This window comes from Calothrix anomala FACHB-343 (genome assembly GCF_014696435.1).
Lineage (GTDB): Bacteria > Cyanobacteriota > Cyanobacteriia > Cyanobacteriales > Nostocaceae > Aulosira > Aulosira anomala_A.
In genome coordinates this window covers 62,912-89,053 of record NZ_JACJQG010000010.1, presented here as the reverse complement: position 1 = coordinate 89,053, position 26,142 = coordinate 62,912, and the positions used below count along the sequence as shown (strand labels likewise).

Below are 26,142 nucleotides of genomic sequence, written 5' to 3'. Positions count from 1 at the left end.
CTAAATTTGGGATATATTTTCATGAATCGATTTAATCACAAAACACTTGAACTAGTTGAACAGAATCCAGAATGTTTATCAACGATAAATTATCGTAATCTAACTGTCAAAAGTGAATCTGAAGTTGCTGGCGGTCAGTTTCACCTCATTATGCAACAAATTGGGTTAGGGCTACCAGTCGAAGCTTTATTGAAGGCATACCCCCAAATTAATAACTGGGTCGATAAGGTAAAACCTTTTATAAATATTCCTGGCAATAAACAATGGAACGCCCAACTTCAATATTTATACCACGATATCCTTCTCTACAGCGAGTGCGACCTGATTATCTACGGTGAAAATCAAGTAGTTAGTTTTGACTGGACAATACAAAAACCTCCTAAATTTGAAATTCTGGAGAGCAAATGGCAAACACAACTGAGGTTATTTCTCCTATACGAACAAACTAGAATACCATTGGAGCAAATTAGCCTGGTTTACTTGTTCGTTAACACTGATAGTATTTACCAGTTTACTTATTCTGAAGCTAAACATTTAAATTTCAAAGCCCAGCTAGAAGAAACACTAGCTCCTTTTGTAGAAGATGATAAGGAGAAAAAACTTTTAGTCCACAAAATGACCCCTCAAGAAGCACATGATAAATGGCTAGCCAAAGAAATATCAACTATGGAATATTTAGCAGTAATTCCTGAAGTTGAAATATGAATCCAACAGAATTAAATATCACGAAAATCGAACTCACTCCTAACAGTGGTTGGACGCTAAATATTCTCTCGCGTAGGGTAGCGACTATTACTGACCCCTTGGGAAATAGAAAAACCAGCTACTTCGGGTTCGATAGCAAAAAACAAGCAGAAAAGTTTAGAGATTGGCTTGTCAGAAAAAACAAATGTAGTAGTGCCGTTATCCGTCACTCAGAACGATTAGCTACTGAATGGGAGGTGAAAGCTTGGAATGTGCCAACCTCCCTAATTCTTGAATGCGCTGTCAAAGATTTAAAGGAATCAAGCAATGCAACTATCTCTACTCAATCTACCCTACAACGAGGATAATTCACCTATAGTAGATATTTTCAATATTCCTAATTTAGAAAAAGCAGAAGCCCTCCGTAATTTAGCTGCTTCCATGCAGCCAACAATCGACCAAAAGAAAAATCCTGCTATTGGAAATCAAAGGGTAACAAAGCATCGTAAAACTATAGCTCAAGGGATAATCCAAGAAGGAATTGAACTTGAAATCATCCAATCTTGGTTATTTGCGATCGCACAAATGTGGGAAGCAGGAAATATCGCACCAATACTACGCGGTATATCTCACAAATCGCAAGTAGAAGCCCTATTTAGAATTTCCCAAATGGGAGAAACAATTCAGAAAGTCCAAGAAAAATTGGCAGGCGAATATTACCGAGACTGGGTAAAGTCTTTGAGTCGCGCCGGATTACATACACCAAGCGAAATCATATCCGCAATAACAGAAATTCAACGGGTAGTAAAACCTGAAGCAATTGATACTACCAAGCAACTACTCAATAAGCTTGAGTTAGAAATCATTGGGATGAAAGATGGAGATTTCTTCCCTACTCCTAAACTAGTCTGTCAACGGCTTGTTCAACTGGCAGATATTAAACCAAATTGGCAAATTTTAGAGCCTAGTGCTGGTAGTGGAAATATTGCTGAGTATATCACTGATACCTATCCTAATGTTCAACTAGAGGTGGTTGAGATTAATTACGATTTACGACAAATTCTAGAACTCAAAGGATTTAATCTCGTAGGGAAAAATTTTCTGGAGTTTAACCCCAGTCATTTGTACAATGCCTGTATCATGAATCCTCCATTTTGTGAACTTGTCCAACATATCTACCAGGCTTGGAAGTTACTCGTACCGGGTGGTGTATTAGTTTCAGTTATACCTGAATCAGTTTTCTTCAATCGTAAGTACAAAACCTTCAAAGGCTGGCTACAAGCCAATAATAGCTATGTGGAAATGGTAGATAAAGATGCCTTCTTGAGTTCAAATAATCCTACAAACGTAGCTACCAGAATCATTAAACTCATTAAACCATAGTGTACTACAAGTGTATGGCATACTGCCAAATTGATCAAACTAAATATGTCACGTATATTTTCCCTATATGGGGACAATATATGAGATACAAAATCCTTACACAGCAAGAGTTAGAAGTAGCACTTAATAAGTGCAAGCTTGCTGGTTGGAAGGTCAGTAATATCACCAAACTTAGTAATAAAATGCTTGAAATTAAACCCCAACGAACAAGGAGATAAATATGGCAATTGAAACTATTGCTTCTTATAGATTTATTCCTGGTAAAGACAGTCAAATAACCAGTTATGGATCTCCTGAAGAACAAACAGTCGCAATTCATAATTCAAGCATGGCATCTGTGTCACTGACTTTCACAACTGAAAACACATCTGTTCTTAGACAAATTATCATCAGTCTTCAGCAAATATACCAGACACTTATAAATACTAAAACTGAAATTATTCAGGGAGATACTTCCATTGACAGCTTTACAGACTTAAGGGGAGAGTGTGATGAAAAGTTCATCTAAATAACTAAGCATCAATCAATCTTTCAAGTCGTCTTAACAACAGACGACTTTTATTTTTTACAACGACTTTTTGCTTTACGCATTAAAGATTGATTTCAATTAATTAAAATTATGCCAAAAAGTCAAACAAAGCCTACTAATTCTGCTACTGAAGAAAGCACAGTATCCCAGTCTGAACCCCCTGAACAAACAGTTCAAAATAGTACAAAAATACAAAAGCGTAAATTAGCTATTTCTAAATTTGCAAATCCTGAGTACAATGCGCCGATTAGTAATATCTGCATCTGCCAAGTAATCAATCACATGGAAGCAGAAAAAGTCGGGTTGTTTATCAAAGATAAATACTTAGCAGCAATTAACTGGCAAGGACAAGAACCTACACACAAGCACACCTTCTCTAGTGGCACGCCAGAAATGGGAGTGTTGTTGCAATCGCCCAGGATGCACATTCTTGATGTTTCTCCCAGATATATTGAACAGCGCGATGATGGCAAAATCGTAGGAGTGTACGAATCACCTGATGGGTACGAAATGTACCAAGCACTTGGCAAAGATGCCGCAGTATTGAGACGGTTTTATTTGTTGCAACTTGTTGATGAAAATAATCATAACCTGCACTCAGTACCAATTGTCCTATCAATTAAAGGCGTTGCATCATCAAAATTTGGCGAGGCTTATAAACAGTTCCAACGCGAACTAGAGGTTGCATTTGCCCGATTTACTAATGCAACTGTCGCTGAAAAACGTGCAGAGTTTCATCGCCTCGGTGTATTTCAACCCACTTTTACGCCATCTCTTGAACCTAAAGAAGCAGTCAATCAAAGAGATAAATCTTGGGTAGCAGTTGTCACTTCCTACAAATCACCAAACCCCGATGGAAGCGATTTTCTCGAATTCTTCTCAGAAGGCAAAGAAATCGATATCCAAACCACAATGCAGGCAAATCCCGAATTCTCTCACCGCATCGGTAAAACATCAACTGTTGTAGCAGAACATAATCGCCTGGTAGGTGCAGCTGATATGCCAGTAGCAGCACTTCCTCCTAGTACAGCAGGTCAAGCTTATACAGCATACAGTACTGAGATGGAAGAATTGCCCTACTAAAAAAACTATCTCATGTAACCGAAAAGGGTGCTATTTCTAGCACCCGTTAAAACATCATCTACTAAAAGCAAAATAACAAATGAAACTAAACATTGAACAATCTAAACTCGCAGAAATTCTAGAAACCGCTTATCTCGCAATTAGTCCTAAGCCTACTGACCCAATTTTAGGAAATATCTTACTGATAGCAAATGAAGATGGGATAGTATCAGCAACAGGAACAAACCTTAACCTCACAATTCATACTACAACGACCGCTAATGTAGAAACTTCAGGTCAGGTAGCACTACCAGCCAAACTATTAACTGACACTATTAACAATGTCAGAGGAGAAATTACCTTAGAGGTAGAAAACCAAGCCTGCATAATTACTCACAATAGCGGTAAATGCCGTCTGATTGGCGGAAAACCTGACGAGTTTCCAACTCTTCCCAAGGGAGAAAATCCAATAGAGGTAAATTTAAGTGCTAAGAAACTCCAAGCCGCACTTGAAGGGACACTCTATTGCACCAATAGTGACGAAACAAAGTTAGTTTTAACTGGTGTCAACTTCAAAATTGATACCAATAAGTGGCAAGCTGCTAGTACAAATGGTCATAAATTAGCACTAGTCACAGGAATACTTGATAGCGAATATTCTGATCCAATTGACTTTACTGTTCCAGGTAAGTCACTTAGCGAGTTAAACAAAATTCTCTCTCAAAGTGCCGATACAAGCGTGTGCAATATTCTTCTATCAAATAAAACTATTGAGTTTAGTCTTCCTAATACAAAGGTCATTTCCCGACTTTTAGAGGGAGAATACCCCAAAATCAATAGCTTGATTCCCAGAACATTTGAGTATGAATTTACATTAGAACGCAAAGGATTTGAGAGCGCACTGAAGCGGGTAAGTTATCTAGCCGAACGCAAGCAAAAGGTTGTCAAAATTCTCTGGGAATTGGAAGCTACACAGGCAACACTTTACACCGAAGCTACTGATATTGGAGATGCAGTTGACTCGGTACTGATGAAACCAGCAACTAGTCATTCAGAAAACATCAGTATTGGATTAAATATCGACTACCTTCTCGAAGGATTAAAGCACATCGGTACTGATGAAATCGTGGTGCGGTGTAACAAACCCACGCAACCAGTCATTATCTGCCCAATGGGAGGACTGCTCAATCAGTTGTATTTAGTAATGCCTGTAGAAATTAAGCAGGGGTTTGAAAAAGTAAATAACCAAAGTACAAAGACAGAAGTCAGCACTCAACCTGAGCCTAACACTGAAGAATTAACAGATATAGCGCAGGCAACAAATGATAGTGAAAATTCTGAAATGGAATTACCATCTTTAGTAGCGAAAGATACTACTAAAGGTAAGTCAACCTCACGCTCGTCACGATCGAAAAAAGAAGTGGCGACTGCTTAAAAAATTAAACTCCTTATCAGTGCAGTTGGTAAGGAGTAAATAAAACACTTTTAATCATCAAAACTATGTACCAACCACTACATCTCAAATACCGTCCCCAGACTCTTAGTGAAGTTATTGGGCAAGAACATATCGTTCGCACTCTCATAAATGCGATCGCGCTCCAAAAGATTGCACCTGCTTACCTATTTAGTGGCCCCAAAGGTACGGGCAAAACCAGTACCGCCCGCATCATCGCTAAATCTCTTAACTGTCAGTCAAGCAATGAGCCGGCAACCAAGCCCTGTGGAGAATGCAATTCATGCAAGGGAATTACAGCATCTTCTTCTGTTGATGTAACCGAGCTGGATGCAGCAAGTAATAGTGGAGTAGAACTGATCCGAGAGCTTATATCCACTATCCAGTTTGCACCAGTGGAGGGTAGATTCAAAATATTCATTATTGATGAATGTCATGCCCTAAGCAGCCAATCGTGGCAAGCACTTCTCAAAACCATTGAAAGCCCTCCCCGTCATGTAGTATTTATCTTCTGCACAACCGAGTTACACAAAGTTCCAGAAACCATTGTCTCCCGTTGCCAAAAGTTTGACTTTAAGAGAGTTCCTGTCTCGCTAGTTGCAAGCTACCTAGAACAAATATCTCACCAAGAAAGTATCAACATTGCACCATCAGCAGTTACCGCCGTAGCTAAAGCAAACAAGGGACATCTGCGCGACTCACTCAAACTGTTAGATCAGCTAACTTTACTAGGTGAAGAGGAAATTACCTCTAACTGGGTTTGGGAACTATCAGGCACTATTCCCGAATACGATCTACTCACCGTCTGTGAAAATATCATCAAAGGAGAAATTACGGGCAATTTAGGCATTCTCCAAGATTGGATTGAATCTGGTAAACTGCCAACTGCCATCCATACAAGTCTTGTCAACTTCCTCAAAGACTTACTTGTGTGCAAAACTAATCCCAATAGCAGACATCTTACACAGCTAGAAGAGGACACCTGGGAGGAATTAGTAAGTATCTCGCAGTTGTGGAATATCGACCAGATCCGAAACGCGATCGCAATCTTAATGGCACGCCAAAATCTCATGCGGGATGAAGACGCACACCTTTGGTTAGAAGCTACACTTATCGAGATAGTTCCAACCAACAAGGGTAGTCACCAATCACAACCCTGGAAGGATTGGAAAACTGCTCAAGATGCGATTAACTGGGGCAAGGAACAATTACCCCACTTAACACAAGCCCAGTTACAAGAACACTGGCAAAAGCTGACACCTATTAATGGTAAAAAGGCACCTGCTTGGGTAGAAGCTGTCCAAAAGCTGCAACAAAAACAATTACAGCAAGCTTAACTTTAATGAGGGTTATAACTATAGTTATAATCCTCAATTTATAGTTTTTTAGTAACAATTAAAATGCTAAAACTACTAAAGGGCTTAATATTTATTAAAATACTCTCATTTAGGCAACCTGCATCAATTCCATACATTTCTTTGAAAGTTCGTCTGCCACTGACACAGATTCTACATCAATACATATAAATCCGAGATGTTCAACCTTCTCCCTCATGCGTTTATTATATAATAAGGTACGGTCTAAAAACTTTTGAATTAGGTGTTTTTTATCCTCACTTACATTATAAAAATTACTTTCACTAAAGATTCGGTAAGAGAAGAGTTGGTCACTAGCCGTAAGCCAAATCGCTTTAACACCATTTTCGCTAACTAAATTCGCTACAAATTCAGGCCATAATGCAGAGCCTTCAAGGATAAGGCATTCCGTTGATAAATCAGACGCATGAGAATGAACGATAATCTCGACTTGCGGTAACACATTTTTCTCATAATGCGACAATACATCTACAAAAAGAGCGTCAACAGACAAAGTTCCATAATGTTCTGCTACGTGTTCTGGAATAGCATTTCTATTTGCACCCACCCAAGGATGTCCAGGATGCCGAGCGAGTTTGTCTGTAGAACGATAACTCCAACCAAGCCTCGCCGCCAAAGATTGGCCAAGGGTGGATTTGCCTACATGAGAGGAGCCACCAATTAAAATCACTCGTGTTTCATTGCTTAATTCATTCATAAGTACTGATTAACCATACTTATTTCTATATTTATTTAATCAAATAACCAAATAAATTAACATTTACTACCACAGCAGCATACGCAGTTAACTTGATAGTTAAAAATTAATATCAACATGAATTAGGAAAATCTCTAATTAATGAATTATAACCACAGAGATTTTGTAAAAAAATCTAGAGGAATAATCGTTGTTGATGAAGACAAACTAAACATTTATTGGAAAGACCCCTCTCCAATAAAACCTTGGCAATCCAAAATACAACTCAAGCCGTATCAGGAACTTTCACAAATATTTGTCGATATCGAAACAGCAGGAATAAACCCCTTTGAAAGCCGTATCTATGCTATTGGTTGTATGGATTCAAGGGGATATTCTACTATTTTCATGGATATCTCAGAAGCTAAAATACTGACCAAATTTATCAACCATCTCAGTAAAAGAAATCCAGATGTCATTTTCACCTATAACGGGATGGCATTTGATATTCCATTTATTATTACTCGATGCAACTTGCACGGTATAAAACACCCATTTCAAGTTGCATCCAAATCTCGGACTATTCGTACCGCCCAAGTACGGGGTGAGCCACTAAAAGTTCAGGAGGTGTTCATCCGAAATAGCCAACACGTAGACATTTATATATGTGTTCTGAGGTGGGATTTCATAGCCAAAAAGTTAACTAACGGCAGATCGCTCAAAAAGGCTGTATTGGACATGGGACTGCGCCAGAATACTAGGCTAGTTCTTCCCTATGAGGAAATCCTCGCTTGTTGGAAAGATGGCCCCAACAGTAAGGGATGGAAACGCCTAAAAGAGTATCTTGTCTACGACCTCGAAGACACCCGGCTAATTGCGAATAGACTTGTACCCTCATACTATTACGAAGCACTAATTGTACCGGAAATGAATCTCCAGCAGCTAACACTTGCTGGTAATGGTACTAAATGGGAACGAATATTTGAGCATCATTATCCAGGTTATAAACCAAAACCCGATCGCAAGTACAAATTCCAAGGAGGGATGGCCTACTCTATTCCTGGACTGTATAGAAGAGTTGGATATGCAGATATTAGCTCAATGCACCCTTGGGCAATGCTAGATAAGGGTATTTGCTCAATTAAAGATACAGAACGTATTGGGCTAAGTATTCTGCAATATTTGGTGAATGAAAAATCTAGGCTGGAACAACTTGCATCTGCTGGAGATGTTGCTGCTAAGGAAAAAAGAGAATCCATCAAGGTTTTAGCTAACTCTGAGTTTGGATTCTTCGGCACGTCTGAACTCGCGTTCAATGATATGGAGGCTGCTGCATTAGTTACAGCCTACAGTCGAAAAGTACTCAAGCTAATGATTGAAATTATCACTCAGCACGGTGGTACTCCTGTGGAAGTTGACACCGATGGAGTGTTTTTCACCCATCCCAACCCAGAAGAGGTACGTAGTTTACTTCAATCTCAATTGCCTAAAGGGATAACTGTCAAGCTAGAGTTTATCGCTGACGCTATGTTTATTCCAGAACGGGGAACCAAAAATTACCTTTTATGGCTTCCAGACGGGAAAATCATCACTAAAGGCAACTGGCGCAACCGCGATCGCTCTCAACTAGAGAAAGAGTTTTCTATTGAGTATTTAACCCTGCTAATTCAAAATGTATCAGTAGCAGAAGATTATTATGCACACATCAAATCCCAGATTTTATCAAGGGAATATCCAAAAGAAAAACTTGCAATCACACGCAAAATTAAAGAGGGCGAAAAAGAAATCCTCAAACTAGGGAAACCTGGAGATGTAGTAACTTACTATTACGGAATTAGCGGCATAACTAATATCAGCAGTAATGAAAATTACTCACGCCAATACTATCTTCACTTAATTGAAAAAAGGCGAGAAGAAATTCTTAAAATAGCTGCTCCTGCGACACTAGAAAGTAACAAACGTCAGTTATCTCTTTTCTAAACGAACAAAGTTGAGATTTTACGTAAATCTCAAAGCTAATAAATATGAATGTTTTTCAAATTCATACATTCTGATTTGTCTGTAACTAATGAAAAATAAATCCTCTTCTCGCAAGCCCAGGCTTAATAAAAAGCAAAGGGCTTGGGTAAACTCATTCCTTTCGTCTCATCCTAATGCCAGAGTTAGAACTATCTACGAATTAGATGGCGATCGCGTAGTTCAAATTGAGTGGTGGGAAAACACAACCCCAGTAATATTAGACCCGAAAAGTTACATCCAAGGAATTATCAGCTACAACATGTGGGTTAAACTAAGAAAGTCTGGCGATCCCAGGAAAACGGCTGAGTTCTCTTATCGCATTACCCCACCAGAAAAACGAAGCGCATCATGGCACTTAACAGGTCAACTCTCTCTAGAACTCCCTCAATGTTACGAAGTTGCAGAACCAAACAACCCAGTTATCATTAAATCAAAAAGGAGAAATACTAAAACCAAAAAAGTTAAAAAATTTCTTCAATATACTCTTCCTTTATCAGAGATTAATGTTCAAATTCATACTACAAATATAAAAGATGATGGTGTTACTCTATGTGGACAAGAAATATTACTAGAAAACACATCACACCTAAATTTAGATACTGGTCAAGACACTAAACTTCCCGAAGCTATAGTCAAAATTCTCTCAGAGAAACAAGCCAGCTTAAAGGAATGGGAAACAGCTATTACACTATACGAGGTAGCTGGTTCTAGTGGAGTAATAGAGTACCTTCAACAGTTAGATTCTTGGCGCAAATACTTGGGTAATAAACCAGTAGAGAACCATATTGATAAAGATTCAATTCAAAATTTCGTACAACCAGCACAAACTTAAGTAAGGTATTTACTGGTCACTACATAATAAATACCAAGCAGAAAGAGTTAATACTAACTCTTCTTTTTTTAACCACTGCTGATAACTAACGCATGATAATTAGATGTTTATCTAATCTGCAATGCCAGTATACCTATACTACGGCGAAGATACCTATTCGCTCAATCAAAAAATAAACCATTTGGTGAATCAAAATGTTCATACTGAATGGAAAGCTTTCAACTACATCAAGCTATCTGCAAATGAGAAAAATATTGCTGCCAAGGTTTTTACTGAGGTTATGACTTTACCCTTTGGAGAGGGTAATAAGATTGTTCATACAGACAGCGAGCATTTAATTGGAAGTTTATCAAATGAGGATAATAACCAAGAAATTGAAAATCAACTTTCTCGAATACCTGCAAGTAACATTCTTTTAATTACTAGTAACAAAAAGCCAGATTCCCGCAGAACAGTAGTCAAAACTATCCTAAAATATGCTCAACAAGAAGAGTTTCCTCTCGTTCCTTGTTGGGATAAAAAGGGGATAGTTAATTTGATAGGGAAGTATGCAGCTATCCATCAAGTTAAACTTACACCAGATGTGACTGATTATCTAGTTGAAGCAATTGGTAATAACACTGCACGAGCCGATAGCGAATTTGCTAAACTTGCTGTCTATGCAAGTGAAAAAATTATTTCTTTTGACGAGATAAAACAATTAGTTAGTAATCACAATGCTGACTACCAAAAGCTTACTATGGCTATGTTAAGAAATCATTCAAACTTGGCAATAGCGCAGGTGGATAAACTACTAGATAGTAATGAACATCCACTCAAAATAGTAGCAACTCTTACGTCAGTTTTTCGCACTTGGCTAATAACTAAAGCTGGCGTAGAAGCTAAATTATCTGATACTAAGATTGCAGAAATAGCCGAACTGAAAAACCCTAAAAGATTATATTACCTCAAAGATGAAATCAAGTTTATAGGCGTTAAAAAACTGAAAAACAGCCTTACCTTACTTTTACAACTCGAAACGGAACTCAAAAGCGGCACTAACAATTTAACTAGCCGAATTATCGAAATTTGCACGATATGAAAAACGACTTATTTACAGAAATCATCGGACAGCATACCGCCAAACTTCTACTAACTGAAGCAATCGAACGTAATCAAATTGCTCCCGCATACCTATTTAGCAGCGAAGTTGAAGGAGTGGGCAAAGGAAAAACTGCTCTGGCATTTGCAAATGCAATACTCTCAAAAGGAAGTCGCTCCACGAACGCAGGAGAATCTAAACATCTAGACATCTTACAAATCAAACCAACCTATACCGAAAACACCGCCCAGCAGAAAGGTGTACCTGCTATCCGAGTAGAACAGGTGCGCGAGGTAATTGAATTTCTCTCAACTAGTGCAGTCGAGGGCAAGCAAAAGGTGGTGATTATCCACGAAGCAGATATGCTCAACCCTACTGCCGCTAACAAACTTCTCAAGACGCTGGAAGAACCTAAAACTGGAACGTTTATTCTGATATCATCCTATCCTCAAAAGCTATTACCCACTATCAAGAGTAGGTGTCAAATCATACCTTTCCAAAGGTTAACTGATGAGGAGGTTATTTCTGTCCTTAAAAACCAACAGATTGAGGCAACAGAAAAAATACTAGCTATCAGTTCGGGCAGTCCTGGTCAAGCGATCGCCAATATTAAAATGTTAGGTTCCATCTCACAAGAAATCACAAGTCAACTGGAAGTGCCTCCTGACGATATTCTCAAGGCACTCAGTTTGAGTAACTCCATCTCAAGCTGGAATCACCAGACGCAGTTATGGTTGCTTACCTACCTGCAATACAACTGGTGGCAGAAATTAAAAAGTACTAAGCTACTAGCTAAATTCACCCAAGCAAGACAGCAATTGCTGCATCACGTTACGCCCAGAAGCGTTTGGGATACCCTACTTCTGCCATAACAACACCCACTCATTATCAAAAAGCACTGCCAGTTAGAAGTATTTCTAGCTGGCAGTATTAGTTTACACATAAAAGATATGAACCAGCAGCACAGTTTATTCGATGTCGAAGAAACCATCCGCAACAGTAAAAACCAAAAAACCAGCGAAATATTAAACCCCAGCACTAGAAAAATACTTCAACTACTAACCAGCCAAGGGATTAATAAAGCTGTAACAGCCAGCCTACTCGATCTAGCAGGAGCAAGTCGTGAAATTGTTCAATACATCGCCGGGCCAATTGTTACTCAGCAGAACAGCTGGCAACAGTCAATTCCCACGTGGGTAGGAAAAGCGATCGCAGTTGATAGATTAGATGCAGCTTTACAAGAGATAGACAAGGGAGAAGTAGGTAAACTCGCCTCTAGTAGCGAAGTTGTTGCACTGATGATGCCAATTGCTTTTGAAGTGCCGCTATCATCCCAATGGACAGATGTTTACCTCTGGGCAAGTTATGATGCCCTTGTCAGACACAGACCTTTCAAGAATTTCAACTACGAAAACCTCTGGGAAAAGATTGGTACAACTCCGGTTTCGTATAACAAAATTCGCTCTGATTATGAAACCCTGGCTGCTGATATTCGTTCTCGTGTAGTCAAACACGCGGCGAAAGAGGGATGGGGTAAAAAGTCTTCAAAGAACAACAAACACGCTGTTACAGCAAATTCAACTGAAAGTAATACTAAGATGGAGCAGTTGTCACTGTTTTAATAACTAATTGTTAGTACTTTTTTCAACACTTCTCCCAAATTCCTTCCTCTCTTTGTCCGTGAGAGGAGGAAGTTCTTCCTTGTAATAAAAATTGCCTAATTTCTGACACTGATTGACATAAATTCGTCTTGCTGATTCACTTGCCCTCAAGTCCTGACGCAAAAGTAATTTAAATGATTTTTCACGCTCCTTCAATTCTTTTGCTGCTACAAGAATTTCTGGTGATAAGGCAGGATTTTCATAAGTAGAATAAAGTTCCTCACTTGATGAATAAACGCTTAGTCTATTACCAGCAGGTTGAGTTAGAAGACGCTGAGTATTATACGAACGCCATAGACCTAACTTTTCGCGCCGTAGTGACTCAATTTCAACCTCACCAACTCGGTCTGGAGTACTGCGCCGCACGTAGACAAAACAAGCTTTATCAGCCGCTACAGTCAAACTCACTTTTACACCATTACCATCAAAATAAAACGAGTCAATTAAGTCGTTCTCTGCACTAACTTCTCCAAGCTTCTCTTTATTTGATAAATCAGGTAACACTTCTGAATTTAACGACGGCGTAGCATTATTAACATTAGCTGAAGATAATGAAGGCGTAGGTGAAGGATTCGATTCTATAGCTGAAACTTTATTTTCTTTTTCTGGAGATGAACATCCAACCAGTAAGAATAATCCTATAAATAAATATTTTTTCATAAATATAAATTTGTCTCTATTAACCAACAGCAGAATATTAATTACTGTTTTGCATTCAAACGACCTGTTTGATAAAACTCAAGCAGGTTAGGAAAAGCTTTTTGTAGCAACCAATTCCGCCCAATTTCTGATTCGGGAATATTTGAAGCAGCCATGTAATAACCACTTCTGTAAGCAGCTATACCTAAACAAGCTTGTAGGCTGAATATAGCCCGTGAAGAAGCTGGAATAGCCATCAAATCTTGTATATGACTGGGATGATAATTTTGTCCTACCAGTAAAAAATGAACTAAAGTATGAACCAACCGGGATAAAACAACTGTTCGGTCTTGCCAACGTTCTAAACGGGTCTTGATACGGAAGTAATTAGGTAAATCAGCTGCTTGAGATTCATCAAGGAACAAATCGCTTTGGCTTTCGATAAAACTGGAATCCAGACCTATAAACTGTTTAAGAAAAACAAGCGTTTTGCCCCAACGCTCGTGTTCCTTAGTTTCAGGAGAGAATGCACCTTCTGAATATTGTGAGCCATACTTTTCTTGAAGCTGTGCAACCGTCTCTTGATTGATATCACCTTGCCAGTCAGATTCAACAAAAAACTCTTTTAAAATATCCTGTAAGTAGATGGATGAAAACTCATTAATATGAGGTGCTTCATCATCAAAATCGTCTTCATAAGTATCAATAAGAAATTTCTCTAACTCAATTTCTAGCTCCTGCTTTCTATTAACTGGCAGTAATGATTTAGCGTCTTCTAATGATAAAGGAAAATCTAAATAAGGATGACCTTTGGCTAAGTAAGAATCACTCAAATCTGCCAAACTTTCAAGCGCAAGAGTCCGGGCAAAATACTCATCTTGTGGGTGTACGCATATCCCCTCTAATTCCTTATCCACCAACATCATAGTAATTGCCAGTAGAGCAAACCATGAAGCATCGTGCAAACAAGTTGGTAAATCAGCAATTAAATCTACTAACTTCAGTTCTAGAATTTCTCTCCAAACGCCTATCCTAGCGGTATTGGAAACATCACAAAAATGCTCAACCTCTTCTCCAACATATGTTTCTCCTAACCACGTAAGATTTTCTACTTGCAAAGGTGAAGAGTAGTCAGGAGTTAGCTGGTTTTGGCTATCTTCATCGAACTGTATCCACATCAGAGCCAAGAGCATCAGCTTACAAATACTTACTCGCTTCAGGAGAAGATATTCAAGCATAAGTCATTACTTATAATTTTTAGATACATACCACGGCATTTGCGATCCCACCATAGCACAGGATTATTAGCCGTTCCTTAGTAAAAACCGCAATGGTATGAGAAACAGGAATCAAAAATAACTCACAAGTATGAAGCAAAAAGTGTGCTTTAAATAAAACAATTCGTCAAAATAATAAATCCTAAAAGAACTAATGCTGACGCAGCAATAAGAGAAATATATAAATTCTCGCGTTATGAACTATATCAACAAAGTCATGCTAGTTGGCAGATGTGGACAAGAACCCGATCTGAAATATTTCGAGTCCGGTGCAGTTAAGGCTTCAATCTCTATTGCAGTAAGACCCCCCTACAGAAGTGAACAAGCTCTTTGGTTTGATTTAGTCGCTTGGGGAAATCAAGCAGAAGTGATTGGAAATTACGTTCGTAAAGGAACTCAGATTGCAATTACTGGTGAGTTTGGATTTGATCGTTGGGCTGATAAAAATTCTGGTACTATGCGGCAAAAACCTGTAATCACAATCAACGCCATCGAATTATTAGGTTCACCCCGTAAGGAAGAATCTACATCTACTTCTGTATCAAACGAAACACAGGCTGTAGCTAACGCAAATTTCTAGAAAATTACAAATCGCCTATGCAGTATAAATCATAGGCGATCAACCATCTAATCAATCTACAAATCAAACGACCATGATTCATAATACTGCAACTATTAATCTTAAATCAGTGAACACAACCCACGACAAAGAAGGTTCCTTGATTGCTTTTGGAATTGCTGAATTCTACTACCGTTCCAAGGAAGGAGTCGTTACTGACGAGATACCATTCCGTTCCAAGGGCGCACCTGCTGTCGTCATCAACGAACAGGGGGAAGGCGTACATGGTACAGCAGAAGGATATCTTGATTTAGTAGTAGATAACAGGGGTGAGTACAAAGAAAAGATTGCCACATTCGTAATTAGAAACTTTATCTCAGCACAACCTATTAACGAACTTACCCAAGTTAGCAAAAACTCTCACTCGCCTGAAACTCCCGATTTTGCTAAGGAATTACTCGAAGATAACGTTACTTCGACAAATGAAGACCTAGACGAAGAACCTCCATTTTAGAACCAATTAACTGAATAATGCTAGTCCAGACAGGTTTACTTGTTTGAGCTAGCGTTATTTTTTTTCAAAAATCCAAAATAAAAATCCACTGTTTGGTAGAATCGCTGACATAAATTCAAAAAATCGCTTCAGCAACATATGTCATCAACCAAAATAATCGCAACTTTCAATCAGTCAGGTGGTGCAGCTAAAACGACAATTACACACAATCTTGGATACCACCTTGCTAAAAAACACCGTGTACTGCTTGTGGATATGGACCCACAAGCATCACTAACAGCCTTTATGGGATTAGGGGAAGTGAAGCTGCAAACTGAACAAACTATCTATGGTGCGATCGCTGAAGAAACTCCCCTGTATATATGGGAAAAACCTATTCACGGGATGCACATTGTACCAACAAATATCCAATTGGCAGGTACGGAGCAAAAAATTTTTCATGACTTGACCATCGACAACCGCCAACGGCTCAAGTTTGTGCTATCAAATGTACTTGACCAGTATGATTATATTTTGATTGATTGCCCGCCTTCTCTAGGAATTCTAAGCATTATGAGCTTAGTAGCTGCTTCACACGTTATTATTCCTGTTGAAACGCAATATAAGTGCTATCTTGGCACCAACCAACTGCTAGAAACAATTGCCCGACTCAAAAAAGGAGGACACCAGAAATTACAAATTGCCTGTATAATTCCAACCAAATACGATAATCGTAATCTTCAAGACACAGGAATACTGGAAGAAATTAAACAACAGGTTGAAGGACGGATACACGTTACTGCCCCCATTCCTAAATCAACAGCTTTTCCTGACGCAACCCAAGCACATCTACCACTTGCACTCCACAAAAAAAACCACCCCGCAGTTAGCATACTCGAAGAAATTACAAAATATATTACTCAACTATGAGCCAAAAACGCGAACTAGAAAAACTTACTGGACTTGATAATTTATTTGGAGATGAAGAAGAACAATCTTTATCCGATTCCACTTTACCTTTATCTCAAATTATCCTTCCGCCAAGTCAGCCCCGTCGCTATTTTGACCCCATAAAACTCAAATCACTCGCTGACAGCATTAGGGAAGTAGGGTTACTAGAACCCATTGTCGTTAGAAAGCTTCAGGAAGACAAGTACGAGCTAGTAGCTGGTGAACGCCGTCTCAAAGCTTGTGAAATCGCAAAACTTCAAGAAATCCCTGTAGTCATTATTGAGTGCGACGAGAAAAAAGCTCGTAAACTACGCTTAGTTGAAAACCTCCAAAGGGAAGACCTCAATGCCTATGAAGAAACTATCGGAATTCTCGAATTACTAGCCGAAGAACTCGATATTGACCAAGAGACAACGATCAAACTGCTCTATGACATGAATAACGAAAGCAAAGGTAATTCTAACCATAACGTTATGGTTAGTGATGAAGGACGAATCATACAAGATGTATTCTTGAGGTTAGGAAAAATTACTTGGCAGTCATTTGTAGCCAATCGTCTTCCTTTACTCAAACTCCATTTAGATATCCAAACCGCACTGCAAAAAGGTGAAATTGAATATACAAAAGCTAAGGAAATCAACCGGATAAAAAATGATGATGTAAGACAGAAAGTTTTAAATAAAGTGATCATAGAAAGTTTATCACTATCTGAAATTAGGATTCTAGTAGGAAATATTCTGACCTCACAGTCAGAAAGTAAGCCATCATCTCATAACCAAGAGCAAAAAGAAAAAGTTGATAAAATATACAAAGCACTTAGAAAAAGTAAAATTTGGAATGATGAGAAAAAGCTAAAAAAAATTAATAAGCTTTTTACTCAAATTGAAGCACTTCTAGAAGAAGAAAACAAAGATGATCCTTCTTTACAGCAAGGTAGTCTAGTCTCGGACAACTCTCTGTAAAAGGTACTGGATGGCTAGAAGTCAACTCATAGATTAAGTCATCATTACAGAGTATATTAACTGAGGATTTCTACATAGCCATCCGTTCCATTAACCCGAATTCTCTGTCCGTCATCGATCAGTTTGGTAGCATTATCCACTCCAACAACTGCACTTATGCCATATTCACGTGCGATAACTGCTCCATGTGTCATTAGACCACCAACTTCGGTAACTAGGCCTTTTATGGATACAAACAATGGTGTCCAGCTAGGGTCAGTAAAGGAGGTGACTAATATATCTCCATCTTCTAGATCGGCATCTTCCATGTTTAAGATGACACGCGCTCGTCCCTCTATAACTCCGGAGGAAACAGGTAGACCTACAATAGCTTCGGCTGGAAGATTTGAGCGTTTGTATCGACCTGCAATGATTTCACCATCAGACGTAATAACACGTGGGGGAGTTAGTTTTTCATATAATTTGTACTCATCTTTTCGTTTGCCGATCATCCGGTAATCAATTTTATTTGTGCCTACGACTTCGCGAAGTTCTTCAAAAGTGAGATAGTATATATCTTCTTTTTCATGAATAACGCCCGCTTGTAAGAGTTGTTCGGCTTCTTTGAGTAAAGCTTTCTTATAAACAAAGTAGCGATTAACTATGGCGTATTTGGGATATTCACGATAACCGATGAAATTCCGGATTAGGTCAATCATTCGTTTTGTTTCCTTAGCTTTTTGTTCGCCATCCGGTAATTGCTGCAATCGCTCTAATAACTCTTGTTCTTTTTTCAAAGCTGACTGTCGCCCTTGCTCAAATTTGCGATCGCCAGCACCAGGCTCAAAGTTTTTGATATTACTGAGAATTATGGGGACAAGTGTAGTTGGTTTTTCACTCCAACGAGTTTTAGTAATATCGATTTCTCCGGCACATCGCATTCCGTATTTGTTGAGATAAGCATAGATAGCGTCTTGGGTTTCTTTTCCTCCATCAAACTTAACCAATTCATCCAGAAAGTTGTCATCTTTTACCTGTTGTAAATAATCAATTACTTCAGGATAAGGACGAATCACATCTGCGACATCCAATAGTTCCAGACCCATTTCGGAAGTAATATTGTTGGGTACAGATTGAGAAAGCGTGTCCGCTGCGTTTTTTTCGCCTAACCACTTGTTCATTTTTTCATTGATCCACGAAGAAGCATTCATAGCAGTCATAAACACACCAAAACTCTGTGAATCAGAGTGGGTCTGCTTTAATTGCTGGATATCTTCCAGGATAAAATCAAACAGATCCGATCCTGATTTCGTTTGGATAGTTTGTTTTAACGCGTCGATCGAGGTTTGACTCTGTTGAATCAACTCAGCAACAATCGCCGGATCGTAGTCGTTTAGGGTTTGAAAATCCGCAGGCGATCGACCTTTACTGCTTTTGCCGGGACGCGGATCATCGGGTAACAATTTGATAAAATCTCCTCGCTCTAGGATGGTTGTCAGTGCATCTTTCATGAGCGGATCAGATTTTCCCAATGTGACGTTTAATATAGTTTCTCTGCTGGCAGGTGAAGCTAGCGTCGCTGTCACATCAACAAACAACCTGCCACCAGCCGTATGCATGGGTGCATGGGTCATTAACAGGAAAAAAGACAATCCCAATGGTTTCATGGCATCGGTCATCATTTGGTTGTGACCGACAGAAACAAAGACGTGATTTTCCCGATCATTCGTTTCAGGAATGGGATATAAAGTCGTGATGGGGCGACTCTGGACAATATGAAATGTATCATCAACCAAACACCATTCGATGTCCTGGGGGCAGCCGAAATGTGCTTCAATTTTTCTACCGATGCGCTCAAGCTGTAAAATCTGCTCGTCTGTCAGTGCTTGCCTGTTCTGTCTTTCAGGCTCAATCTCTTGTTCTTTTGTACCGCCATCTTTTAAGGCGTAAATAGCAAGTTTCTTGGTGGATATTTTCTTAGCGATAACCTTGCCGTTACGCACTTTATAGATATCAGCATTCACCATACCTCTGACCAAGGCTTCACCAAGTCCGAAGCCCGCATCAATGGATAATACTTTTCTGTTAGAAGTGACGGGATCGGCAGTAAACAAAATTCCTGCCACCTGCGGAAAGACCATCTTTTGAATAACCACAGACAGGTAGACTTTACGGTGGTCGAAGCCGTTTTGGAGGCGGTAAATTACTGCTCTTTCGGTAAATAGCGATGCCCAGCATTTACTGATATGCTTTAAAATTGCTTCCTTTCCAATAATGTTCAAATACGTATCCTGCTGGCCTGCAAAAGAGGCTGTCGGTAAATCCTCAGCAGTTGCGCTGGATCTTACTGCATAGGCATTTTTTTCTCCAAGCCTGGAGAGGAAGCGGGCGATCTCTTCATTAATGTCTTGAGGGATGGTTATCCTTTCGATGAAAGAGCGAATCTCACCGCTAAGTTCACTGATTTTATCCCTGTCTTCCACTTTCAGAAGCGATAACCGAGCGAGTAATTCGTTAATCGACGACGTTTCCTCAATTATTTTTTTAAAAGCTTCAGTAGAAATACAAAAGCCATCTGGTACGAGTATTCCTTCTATCTTGGTAAGTTCCCCCAGGTTCGCGCCTTTACCACCAACGACCTTGAGTTTTGTTTTGTCAATATCTTGAAAACAAAGGACAAATGAACTCATCAGTTTTCCTCCTTTGGCAATTCATACTACGGTTGCAATCAGCGGCGGCAAACAGCTTTTGCATCACAACCAGTATCTTCAACAGTCCGCTGCATTGTAATTGTTAGGCGGCTCCACTCAAACCGCCTTTGTGTACTTCATAGCGCAACTCAGCCATGCCAGCACCCATCTGATGAACAGACACTAGGCGCAGAACTGGGCTTAGTACTCTGCGAGGGAATAACGGCTTACCCTTGCCGAGGGTGGCCGAGCCAACCTGGATGATCAGCTCATCCAGTAAACCAGCATCGTAGAACTGACCAGCCAAATCTCCGCCTCCAACTATCCAGATGTTTTTAGTGCCAGCAGCAGCTCGCATTTGGGTGTGGACATGCTGCACATCTCCATTGACGAATCGGATGTTCGCACCTTCGATTATTGTCAGCTTGCGACTAGAAAATATCCAGGCTGGCTGAGTGTATGGCCACGCAAAGCCAGTCTCAGTTGCAACCTTTTCGGCGTTGCGTATCATCCACTCGTAAGTTGCCGATCCCATTGCCAACGCACCCACATCTGAAATGAACTCTGGATAGCTAGAGTCATTCAGGTCACCAAGCCCAAACAGCCAATCTAGTGAGTCATTCTCAGTTGCAATGAAGCCATCAAGACTTGTCGCTGTAAAGTACTGAGTTTTCATTTTTGTATGCAACTCCTAAATATGACTTCAAGCACCTAACGATGTCCATCACCCGCCGCAGATCGCCTTTGTATCATAACCGATCGCTCTCGGCGGTCGGTGTGCATGGGCGTTGTTATACGGCGTTCACGTTGGCGTAGCCTCTCGTAGAGAAGTGTGCCGTACCCCTGCGGGGAAGCAAGCTACGCGGAGCGTCTTTGACAGGAGAAGGTATCGCTCACTAGCTGCCGCTACCGCGATAGTGACACAACAGGGCTATTTGAAAATTTTTGAAAACAGGATAGTAGCGGAGGCGTTAGCATTCATTTCCAATTTAAGATTGTTATTTTTTACACGGACTTACGTCCAAATAAAGAAGAGAAAGCACTATAGCTAACGCTCAAATCCTTAAGAAGTAACTCTCACATAGGAGATAAAAATTATGGCTACTAAAACCAAAAAAGTTAGTTTAATTGATGACAACGCAATGGGTATTTACAAAATTGCTGACTACAACGAGCGTAAGTTTAAAGCAGTCTACTACGGGCTACAAGAAACCTGGGGTAAAACTATTCAAGCACAGTCACAGACTAACTGGAATAAAACACAATGGGATGCTTTTAAAACAAGATTTATTGCTACGTTCGGCTCAGTCGAAAACCCCAAATACAGTGTACAACAAATGGTTGACTATTCCATTAAGCACTTCAACAAAGGCTTAGAAGAATTACTCGAAGTCAACAAACGTACTTGGCTACAACGCGAACGTTTATTAGCAAAATAATCACAAATAATCTGATTTTACAGAAAATCTCGCTCATACAGAGTGGGATTTATTTTTTTGACTAATGCTAACGCAGCTAAAAGCGAAACACTCATCAAGGAAACAACTATGGCTGCTAATAAATCTACTAAAGCTCAAGCTGCTACAGTCGATGATTCAACAATGGAGCAATTCAAGATTGAATCATTCGACGTGCGTAAATACAACACAATTTTCTATTCAATTCGTGACCTTTACGGACGCGAATCACTACGGCAACTGGGGTCTGACAATTTCGATTGGAAAGCTTTTAAGCTTCAGTTTGAAATTTGTTTTGGTCGTCCTGAAGATTGTCGTTACACCACAGAACAATTATTGAATTTCGCCAAATACAAATTCAACATGAGTTTGGAAGACTTGTTAGCTTATAACCGTAAATCATGGGAACTCCGCAAAAGACGAGAACAACAATATGCAGATGTGGAGCAAATTAACTCTGTAATTCAGCACATTCCAGAAATTACCAATTCTCACGTTGATTGCTCCCAAATGCTAGAGCAACAGCCATACTAAAATCTCAAAGAATCAGTTAGAAAGTACTGTTTTATGCAGCACTTCACTCTAGCTGATTCTTTTTTTACTACATTTATTTTTGCCTGAACCTATCAAACATTCTCGTTTACAGCAATAAAGGTACTAGGCCGCTCACAAGGCGTAAAGTTATACCTACGTTTGACTTCTTCACCTGTATTATTTGTATTACCTTCAACAGATTTATTTAACGGTACAACCTCAGAGCGTATATAACCAGTTAACTTATCAAACTGAATAATCATGTGCTGGTGAAAAGCCCAAACATCCGCCATCCGATTGCCCATACCAGAAGATATTTCATCAGGTATAAAAATATTAGCGTGCAAGGATACTTTCATCCCCTCTTTCTGGAAGTAAGCATCTATTTCAGGACGAATGTAATCCGCAGTTCCTCCGCAAAATACCAGTTCTTCAATATCTTCATCCATCTTCGAGCGCAACCACCTAGCGATCGCACGCCAATATTCGTCTCTAGCAAGTAATAAAGCTTTGGACATCAACTCTCCATCAAGTTGAATCTCATCACCTTTGCGCTTGCGTGAGAGTTTTTGCATCACCTGGGGGTCACAACTGGCTCCAGCTTCTATCAGTACCTCAATAATATTGGAATTATCAGGGCTTAGTCCCGATGTTTTGGAAATCAAATTATTTACTAACCAAGACATACCAAAATTGCTGGTTATTCCTGCGCCAATCGAACCACTGCGAAAGGTGAAAATACTCGCGTTGCGATAACCAAGCATTACATACATCGAAACAGGTACGCGATCGCCAAGCGTTCGCCTACGGTGGAAAAATATTCCACTACCTTCAGAAGCTGCATCATAACGAAGCATTTTCACCCGCATCTTACCTGCTGGTGTATCAAACCCCCGAAACGCATCCTTCAACCGAATTTGTAACTGTTCCTTGTCTTGCACTTCACCCGGCGGCAGCAGGACACTCAAGTAAGCTGCAACATCATTACCCAGGTTCAACTTCTCCTTAGCCAGCCAAAATGCTCCGCAAATTTTGGGAACTGCTAGTTCGTATTTTAACTCCCTCAGTTGCGATATACCCCCAAACCGACGACGAGCAAGTTCTCCCAAGGCGTAATACTCATCACCAATTCCTACCCAAGCACGAGATTCAGGACTACCTTCTTGTTGGACGCTTTCAACTGAGGCTTTAGCAACATCCGCTATTTCTGAGTCTAAAAGTAAAACAACAGGCTTTCCTTCTGGATACTCCTGAACGATAGCCTTGGTTTTACTCGCACCCATATCAATCGTAATTACTATCTTTTTTAAATCTGATTTCTCCTTAGTTTTGGGCATATATAAAGGTTTCAATTCATCTCTGCTATTGCTTACAATTTAACCTTTATAAGTATTAACTCGGTATGGAAAAAGGCTTACTTTACAGCAGTATTACCCTGTCTTAGAAAAAATTTTACAATTATCATCCATTTTTTTTTGCAGCGCAGACGATGACCTCACCACCTTGATACCCAAATCTATAGGGTGGACAATCTACAAATGAGATCGCTGGATACAGTTTCCTTACTCTAAACGAAATCCCGGATCAACTTCTATCTCTGCTTTAGCAATCACATCATCTTCATCATCATTGAAGAAATCATCATCCAAATCTTCCTCTTGAAAAGACTGTTCCTCCACAACAAGCGGCACCTCTGATGAAACAGAAACATCATCGGTCGAAACTACGCCCGTAAAAAAACTCGCACTCTTCTCTGCTTGAGCCTGAATATCAGTTGCAGCTATCAGAGAAAAAACTCCACTACCATGAGGTTGTGTGGTAGTTGCAGCAGAAGTGGGAAGTCCACTACCATAAGGCTGCACTAGCACTACTTGGGCAAGTCCCTCCATCCCGAAAGCCCGTTTCATCTTAATTATTTGTACTTCCAACTGCGCGATCGCATCCAATACACACGAAGATAATTTTTCACCCCTTACACCCTCTGAGTAGAGCATATAGGGGAGATAGAGGGGAATTATCGCCTCCATTATCATATCCCCCCCTCCCTTTTCACTGTCCTTCAGGTATTGCAACAATCTCGCTTCACTAGAACCTTTCTTTCTTGCCACTGACAATTCTACATAATCTGATTGCACCTTCCTTGGCATAATTCCCCCTCCGAGTTAGTTACAACAATCAACAGTAATAAAACAATCTCAACTTTTAACCTAATTAATTCAAATTACAATTAGCCAATTTTATACTACATAATGTAGTAATTAGTAATATTAAAACCACTTATTTGATAGGCTTAATCAACATTTCCAGTAATGTAAAAGTGACTAAAATTACTATATCTGTACGCCCCAAGCTACTTCCTCAGTACTCTCCCGCAACTTGCCGAGTACTCACTGACTAAGTGGTAAAAAATCTCTATTTATTAGTTAAATTATTGATTTAGTATACTTTTTCCATTTAAATTAGACCTACATAAGACACACGCACTTCCCTAGTACTCACCGCTTACTCTCTGCTTACTTTTCCCGTACTCACTGCACGCTCTACTACATCCTACCCTCGCACTTGGTGCAATCATGCTAGTAAACAAGGTATGGCAAATGGGCCTATTTCAACCTAGATTTATTATCAATAATTACAATTAATTGATAATAAGTTCTATACAACTCATATTTTTATATGCTACAAAAATACAAAATTGTAGTACAAACCTAATCTAATTAATATACGCTCAATTTTAAACAAATCATTTTCAGTTGATTTTATACATTAAATTAAGTTTATATACTTAGGCAAAATTTCATGATCGCACACTTGATTATTGACTGATAATCTTTTTATAACTACAATGGCACGATTACTGCACGGCTCTCAGCATTCTACAATAAATAAAATATGTATTATTTTTAACAAAAAACACAATATTCTCCTTCTCTAGTTAAGGACAGGAAATAAAGACTAGATTTTATAATGAAGTAAGTATTTTTACATAGAGAATAATCTGCGATCGCATAGTTCGACCCTAACAGCATAATGCTTGTAAAAGCGATTTCACAGCAGTTGCAGTACTATTACGAGAGCCATATAGCCGCAATGTCAGTTATACCAAGGATAACGGCTATATTATCCGCAATGGTAGTGTGCGTGAGAAAAGTGGAACTTTTGGTTGTCCAACGAGTTCCCTGGCACAGTACAGAAAAGCGTGATACATCCCCCAGTCCAATGATTAAACAAGGTATGGTAAATAGGCCTGCTAAACGAACCAAATTAGTTAAGGTATACGTCTTTGAGGAAGAAAAAAATGCCATTGAGGAGAAAGCCACCGCCACAGGACAAACGGCATCTGAGTATCTACGTTCATGTGGGTTAAGACGAGTGCTAGCAGCAAAACCACCCGCAGATGTAATAACCATCCGTGCTACGGCAGGAACCCTCAAAAGCGAACTGATGATGTTATCTCACCTTGCCAAGGAAACAAACAACCAACAAATTATTAACCAAGTCGAAATTGCGATCGCACTCGTAGATAAAACTATTGCTGCTGCATTTAATATAGAGATCGCAGGCTCTAAACAAGACGCTGGGAATCCTGTACACAAGCAAGAAATAGAAAAATAAGCTTGTTGAGAACTTATACTAATCAATAACGAAGTATTCAAATTTGAATACTTCGATATAAGTGCTGATATATATAGAAAGTAGAGAAATTAAGAAGCGATAAATCTCTATTTTGTTTATTGATATTAGTTGAGATTAGGCAATAATTAAACTTTGTTCAAATCTTTACAGTCAAGTTCTTTGCGTTTCTAAGTAGAATTGCTAGGTTGGAAAAACGTTCTTAGCGACTA

The 26,142-nt window shown here is 39.4% G+C and carries 26 protein-coding genes; 19 read left to right on the top strand and 7 right to left on the bottom strand.

Annotated elements, in window-relative coordinates:
* Positions 1–21: 21 nt before the first annotated feature.
* The 7 genes from H6G08_RS07675 to dnaX all read left to right on the top strand — a co-directional run bounded on the left by H6G08_RS07675 (position 22) and on the right by dnaX (position 6,448).
* Positions 22–705: a hypothetical protein gene (locus H6G08_RS07675; RefSeq protein WP_190540163.1), complete on the top strand. Its 684-nt coding sequence runs from the start codon at positions 22–24 to the stop codon at positions 703–705.
* Positions 702–1,052, top strand: a complete 351-nt coding sequence (locus tag H6G08_RS07670) for a hypothetical protein (RefSeq protein WP_190540161.1) — start codon at positions 702–704, stop codon at positions 1,050–1,052. Before H6G08_RS07675 ends, H6G08_RS07670 begins: the two co-directional genes overlap by 4 nt.
* Positions 1,012–2,067: a DNA methyltransferase family protein gene (locus tag H6G08_RS07665; RefSeq protein WP_242046095.1), complete on the top strand. Its 1,056-nt coding sequence runs from the start codon at positions 1,012–1,014 to the stop codon at positions 2,065–2,067. The genes H6G08_RS07670 and H6G08_RS07665 overlap by 41 nt, the downstream gene beginning before the upstream one ends.
* Before the next feature lie 220 nt (positions 2,068–2,287).
* On the top strand, positions 2,288–2,575 hold the full coding sequence (locus tag H6G08_RS07660) for a hypothetical protein (RefSeq protein WP_190540159.1): 288 nt from the start codon (positions 2,288–2,290) through the stop codon (positions 2,573–2,575).
* A 111-nt stretch (positions 2,576–2,686) separates the two neighbouring features.
* On the top strand, positions 2,687–3,679 hold the full coding sequence (locus tag H6G08_RS07655) for a DUF5895 domain-containing protein (protein WP_190540157.1): 993 nt from the start codon (positions 2,687–2,689) through the stop codon (positions 3,677–3,679).
* 79 nt (positions 3,680–3,758) lie between these two features.
* Positions 3,759–5,093: a DNA polymerase III subunit beta gene (gene dnaN, locus H6G08_RS07650; RefSeq protein WP_190540155.1), complete on the top strand. Its 1,335-nt coding sequence runs from the start codon at positions 3,759–3,761 to the stop codon at positions 5,091–5,093.
* 65 nt (positions 5,094–5,158) lie between these two features.
* On the top strand, positions 5,159–6,448 hold the full coding sequence (gene dnaX, locus H6G08_RS07645) for a DNA polymerase III subunit gamma/tau (RefSeq protein ID WP_190540153.1): 1,290 nt from the start codon (positions 5,159–5,161) through the stop codon (positions 6,446–6,448).
* A gap of 109 nt (positions 6,449–6,557) precedes the next feature.
* On the opposite strand, the gene H6G08_RS07640 is transcribed toward dnaX, so the two are convergent.
* The gene (locus tag H6G08_RS07640) at positions 6,558–7,184 is read right to left on the bottom strand and encodes a 2-phosphoglycerate kinase (RefSeq protein ID WP_190540151.1); all 627 of its coding nucleotides are present in this window, start codon (positions 7,182–7,184) and stop codon (positions 6,558–6,560) included.
* Positions 7,185–7,325: 141 nt separating this feature from the next.
* Between H6G08_RS07640 and H6G08_RS07635 the strand changes: the two genes are divergently transcribed.
* From H6G08_RS07635 to H6G08_RS07615, 5 genes are all read left to right on the top strand, one after another.
* Positions 7,326–9,143: a 3'-5' exonuclease gene (locus tag H6G08_RS07635; protein WP_190540149.1), complete on the top strand. Its 1,818-nt coding sequence runs from the start codon at positions 7,326–7,328 to the stop codon at positions 9,141–9,143.
* Between the two features lie 88 nt (positions 9,144–9,231).
* Entirely contained in the window at positions 9,232–10,014 is a 783-nt protein-coding gene (locus H6G08_RS07630) for a hypothetical protein (RefSeq protein WP_190540147.1), read from the top strand.
* Between the two features lie 121 nt (positions 10,015–10,135).
* Positions 10,136–11,095 carry a DNA polymerase III subunit delta gene (holA, locus tag H6G08_RS07625; RefSeq protein WP_190540145.1) on the top strand — a complete coding sequence of 320 codons (960 nt, stop codon included), beginning with the start codon at positions 10,136–10,138 and terminating at the stop codon, positions 11,093–11,095.
* Positions 11,092–11,967 (top strand): DNA polymerase III subunit delta', encoded by an 876-nt coding sequence (locus tag H6G08_RS07620; protein WP_190540143.1) that lies wholly within the window; start codon positions 11,092–11,094, stop codon positions 11,965–11,967. The genes holA and H6G08_RS07620 overlap by 4 nt, the downstream gene beginning before the upstream one ends.
* Positions 11,968–12,045: 78 nt before the next feature.
* Positions 12,046–12,717 (top strand): hypothetical protein, encoded by a 672-nt coding sequence (locus H6G08_RS07615; RefSeq protein ID WP_190540140.1) that lies wholly within the window; start codon positions 12,046–12,048, stop codon positions 12,715–12,717.
* Positions 12,718–12,720: 3 nt separating this feature from the next.
* On the opposite strand, the gene H6G08_RS07610 is transcribed toward H6G08_RS07615, so the two are convergent.
* Together H6G08_RS07610 and H6G08_RS07605 are read right to left on the bottom strand one after the other, a co-directional pair.
* Positions 12,721–13,416 (bottom strand): hypothetical protein, encoded by a 696-nt coding sequence (locus H6G08_RS07610; protein WP_190540138.1) that lies wholly within the window; start codon positions 13,414–13,416, stop codon positions 12,721–12,723.
* Positions 13,417–13,457: 41 nt separating this feature from the next.
* Positions 13,458–14,633 (bottom strand): hypothetical protein, encoded by a 1,176-nt coding sequence (locus tag H6G08_RS07605; RefSeq protein ID WP_190540136.1) that lies wholly within the window; start codon positions 14,631–14,633, stop codon positions 13,458–13,460.
* Between the two features lie 235 nt (positions 14,634–14,868).
* On the opposite strand from H6G08_RS07605, the gene ssb reads away from it, so the two are divergent.
* The 4 genes from ssb (at position 14,869) to H6G08_RS07585 (ending at position 17,637) form a co-directional block, all read left to right on the top strand.
* Complete coding sequence (gene ssb / locus H6G08_RS07600; protein ID WP_096733035.1) at positions 14,869–15,252, top strand: single-stranded DNA-binding protein; 384 nt, start codon at positions 14,869–14,871, stop codon at positions 15,250–15,252.
* A gap of 73 nt (positions 15,253–15,325) precedes the next feature.
* Positions 15,326–15,745 carry a hypothetical protein gene (locus tag H6G08_RS07595; RefSeq protein WP_053458066.1) on the top strand — a complete coding sequence of 140 codons (420 nt, stop codon included), beginning with the start codon at positions 15,326–15,328 and terminating at the stop codon, positions 15,743–15,745.
* Positions 15,746–15,883: 138 nt separating this feature from the next.
* Positions 15,884–16,654, top strand: a complete 771-nt coding sequence (locus H6G08_RS07590) for a ParA family protein (protein ID WP_096585972.1) — start codon at positions 15,884–15,886, stop codon at positions 16,652–16,654.
* On the top strand, positions 16,651–17,637 hold the full coding sequence (locus H6G08_RS07585) for a ParB/RepB/Spo0J family partition protein (RefSeq protein ID WP_190540134.1): 987 nt from the start codon (positions 16,651–16,653) through the stop codon (positions 17,635–17,637). Before H6G08_RS07590 ends, H6G08_RS07585 begins: the two co-directional genes overlap by 4 nt.
* Before the next feature lie 56 nt (positions 17,638–17,693).
* On the opposite strand, the gene ppsA is transcribed toward H6G08_RS07585, so the two are convergent.
* Together ppsA and H6G08_RS07575 are read right to left on the bottom strand one after the other, a co-directional pair.
* A complete protein-coding gene (ppsA, locus tag H6G08_RS07580) occupies positions 17,694–20,306 on the bottom strand; it encodes a phosphoenolpyruvate synthase (RefSeq protein ID WP_190540132.1) in 2,613 nt (870 codons plus the stop codon).
* A gap of 103 nt (positions 20,307–20,409) precedes the next feature.
* Positions 20,410–20,982: a dihydrofolate reductase family protein gene (locus tag H6G08_RS07575; RefSeq protein WP_190540131.1), complete on the bottom strand. Its 573-nt coding sequence runs from the start codon at positions 20,980–20,982 to the stop codon at positions 20,410–20,412.
* A 421-nt stretch (positions 20,983–21,403) separates the two neighbouring features.
* On the opposite strand from H6G08_RS07575, the gene H6G08_RS07570 reads away from it, so the two are divergent.
* Together H6G08_RS07570 and H6G08_RS07565 are read left to right on the top strand one after the other, a co-directional pair.
* Positions 21,404–21,745 carry a hypothetical protein gene (locus H6G08_RS07570; RefSeq protein WP_011316729.1) on the top strand — a complete coding sequence of 114 codons (342 nt, stop codon included), beginning with the start codon at positions 21,404–21,406 and terminating at the stop codon, positions 21,743–21,745.
* Positions 21,746–21,802: 57 nt separating this feature from the next.
* Positions 21,803–22,297, top strand: coding sequence for a hypothetical protein (locus H6G08_RS07565; RefSeq protein WP_242046094.1), 495 nt, complete (start codon positions 21,803–21,805; stop codon positions 22,295–22,297).
* Between the two features lie 92 nt (positions 22,298–22,389).
* Here the strand turns inward: H6G08_RS07565 and H6G08_RS07560 are convergent, their stop codons facing one another.
* Positions 22,390–23,634 carry a ParM/StbA family protein gene (locus H6G08_RS07560; protein WP_190540129.1) on the bottom strand — a complete coding sequence of 415 codons (1,245 nt, stop codon included), beginning with the start codon at positions 23,632–23,634 and terminating at the stop codon, positions 22,390–22,392.
* A 225-nt stretch (positions 23,635–23,859) separates the two neighbouring features.
* Positions 23,860–24,291 (bottom strand): hypothetical protein, encoded by a 432-nt coding sequence (locus H6G08_RS07555; protein ID WP_156336150.1) that lies wholly within the window; start codon positions 24,289–24,291, stop codon positions 23,860–23,862.
* Between the two features lie 1,096 nt (positions 24,292–25,387).
* Between H6G08_RS07555 and H6G08_RS07550 the strand changes: the two genes are divergently transcribed.
* On the top strand, positions 25,388–25,912 hold the full coding sequence (locus H6G08_RS07550; protein ID WP_242046093.1) for a plasmid mobilization protein: 525 nt from the start codon (positions 25,388–25,390) through the stop codon (positions 25,910–25,912).
* Positions 25,913–26,142 lie beyond the last annotated feature (230 nt).

Coding starts and splice junctions, on each gene's coding strand:
- H6G08_RS07585 (WP_190540134.1), top strand. CDS start 16,651: ATGAGCCAAAAACGCGAACTAGAAAAACTTACTGGACTTGATAATTTA.
- H6G08_RS07640 (WP_190540151.1), bottom strand. CDS start 7,184: ATGAATGAATTAAGCAATGAAACACGAGTGATTTTAATTGGTGGCTCC.
- dnaX (WP_190540153.1), top strand. CDS start 5,159: ATGTACCAACCACTACATCTCAAATACCGTCCCCAGACTCTTAGTGAA.
- H6G08_RS07605 (WP_190540136.1), bottom strand. CDS start 14,633: ATGCTTGAATATCTTCTCCTGAAGCGAGTAAGTATTTGTAAGCTGATG.
- H6G08_RS07655 (WP_190540157.1), top strand. CDS start 2,687: ATGCCAAAAAGTCAAACAAAGCCTACTAATTCTGCTACTGAAGAAAGC.
- H6G08_RS07630 (WP_190540147.1), top strand. CDS start 9,232: ATGAAAAATAAATCCTCTTCTCGCAAGCCCAGGCTTAATAAAAAGCAA.
- H6G08_RS07590 (WP_096585972.1), top strand. CDS start 15,884: ATGTCATCAACCAAAATAATCGCAACTTTCAATCAGTCAGGTGGTGCA.
- H6G08_RS07555 (WP_156336150.1), bottom strand. CDS start 24,291: ATGCTCTACTCAGAGGGTGTAAGGGGTGAAAAATTATCTTCGTGTGTA.
- ppsA (WP_190540132.1), bottom strand. CDS start 20,306: ATGAGTTCATTTGTCCTTTGTTTTCAAGATATTGACAAAACAAAACTC.
- dnaN (WP_190540155.1), top strand. CDS start 3,759: ATGAAACTAAACATTGAACAATCTAAACTCGCAGAAATTCTAGAAACC.
- H6G08_RS07675 (WP_190540163.1), top strand. CDS start 22: ATGAATCGATTTAATCACAAAACACTTGAACTAGTTGAACAGAATCCA.
- H6G08_RS07615 (WP_190540140.1), top strand. CDS start 12,046: ATGAACCAGCAGCACAGTTTATTCGATGTCGAAGAAACCATCCGCAAC.
- H6G08_RS07595 (WP_053458066.1), top strand. CDS start 15,326: ATGATTCATAATACTGCAACTATTAATCTTAAATCAGTGAACACAACC.
- H6G08_RS07635 (WP_190540149.1), top strand. CDS start 7,326: ATGAATTATAACCACAGAGATTTTGTAAAAAAATCTAGAGGAATAATC.
- H6G08_RS07560 (WP_190540129.1), bottom strand. CDS start 23,634: ATGCCCAAAACTAAGGAGAAATCAGATTTAAAAAAGATAGTAATTACG.
- H6G08_RS07550 (WP_242046093.1), top strand. CDS start 25,388: ATGTCAGTTATACCAAGGATAACGGCTATATTATCCGCAATGGTAGTG.
- H6G08_RS07610 (WP_190540138.1), bottom strand. CDS start 13,416: ATGAAAAAATATTTATTTATAGGATTATTCTTACTGGTTGGATGTTCA.
- H6G08_RS07660 (WP_190540159.1), top strand. CDS start 2,288: ATGGCAATTGAAACTATTGCTTCTTATAGATTTATTCCTGGTAAAGAC.
- holA (WP_190540145.1), top strand. CDS start 10,136: ATGCCAGTATACCTATACTACGGCGAAGATACCTATTCGCTCAATCAA.
- H6G08_RS07620 (WP_190540143.1), top strand. CDS start 11,092: ATGAAAAACGACTTATTTACAGAAATCATCGGACAGCATACCGCCAAA.
- ssb (WP_096733035.1), top strand. CDS start 14,869: ATGAACTATATCAACAAAGTCATGCTAGTTGGCAGATGTGGACAAGAA.
- H6G08_RS07665 (WP_242046095.1), top strand. CDS start 1,012: ATGCAACTATCTCTACTCAATCTACCCTACAACGAGGATAATTCACCT.
- H6G08_RS07670 (WP_190540161.1), top strand. CDS start 702: ATGAATCCAACAGAATTAAATATCACGAAAATCGAACTCACTCCTAAC.
- H6G08_RS07570 (WP_011316729.1), top strand. CDS start 21,404: ATGGCTACTAAAACCAAAAAAGTTAGTTTAATTGATGACAACGCAATG.
- H6G08_RS07575 (WP_190540131.1), bottom strand. CDS start 20,982: ATGAAAACTCAGTACTTTACAGCGACAAGTCTTGATGGCTTCATTGCA.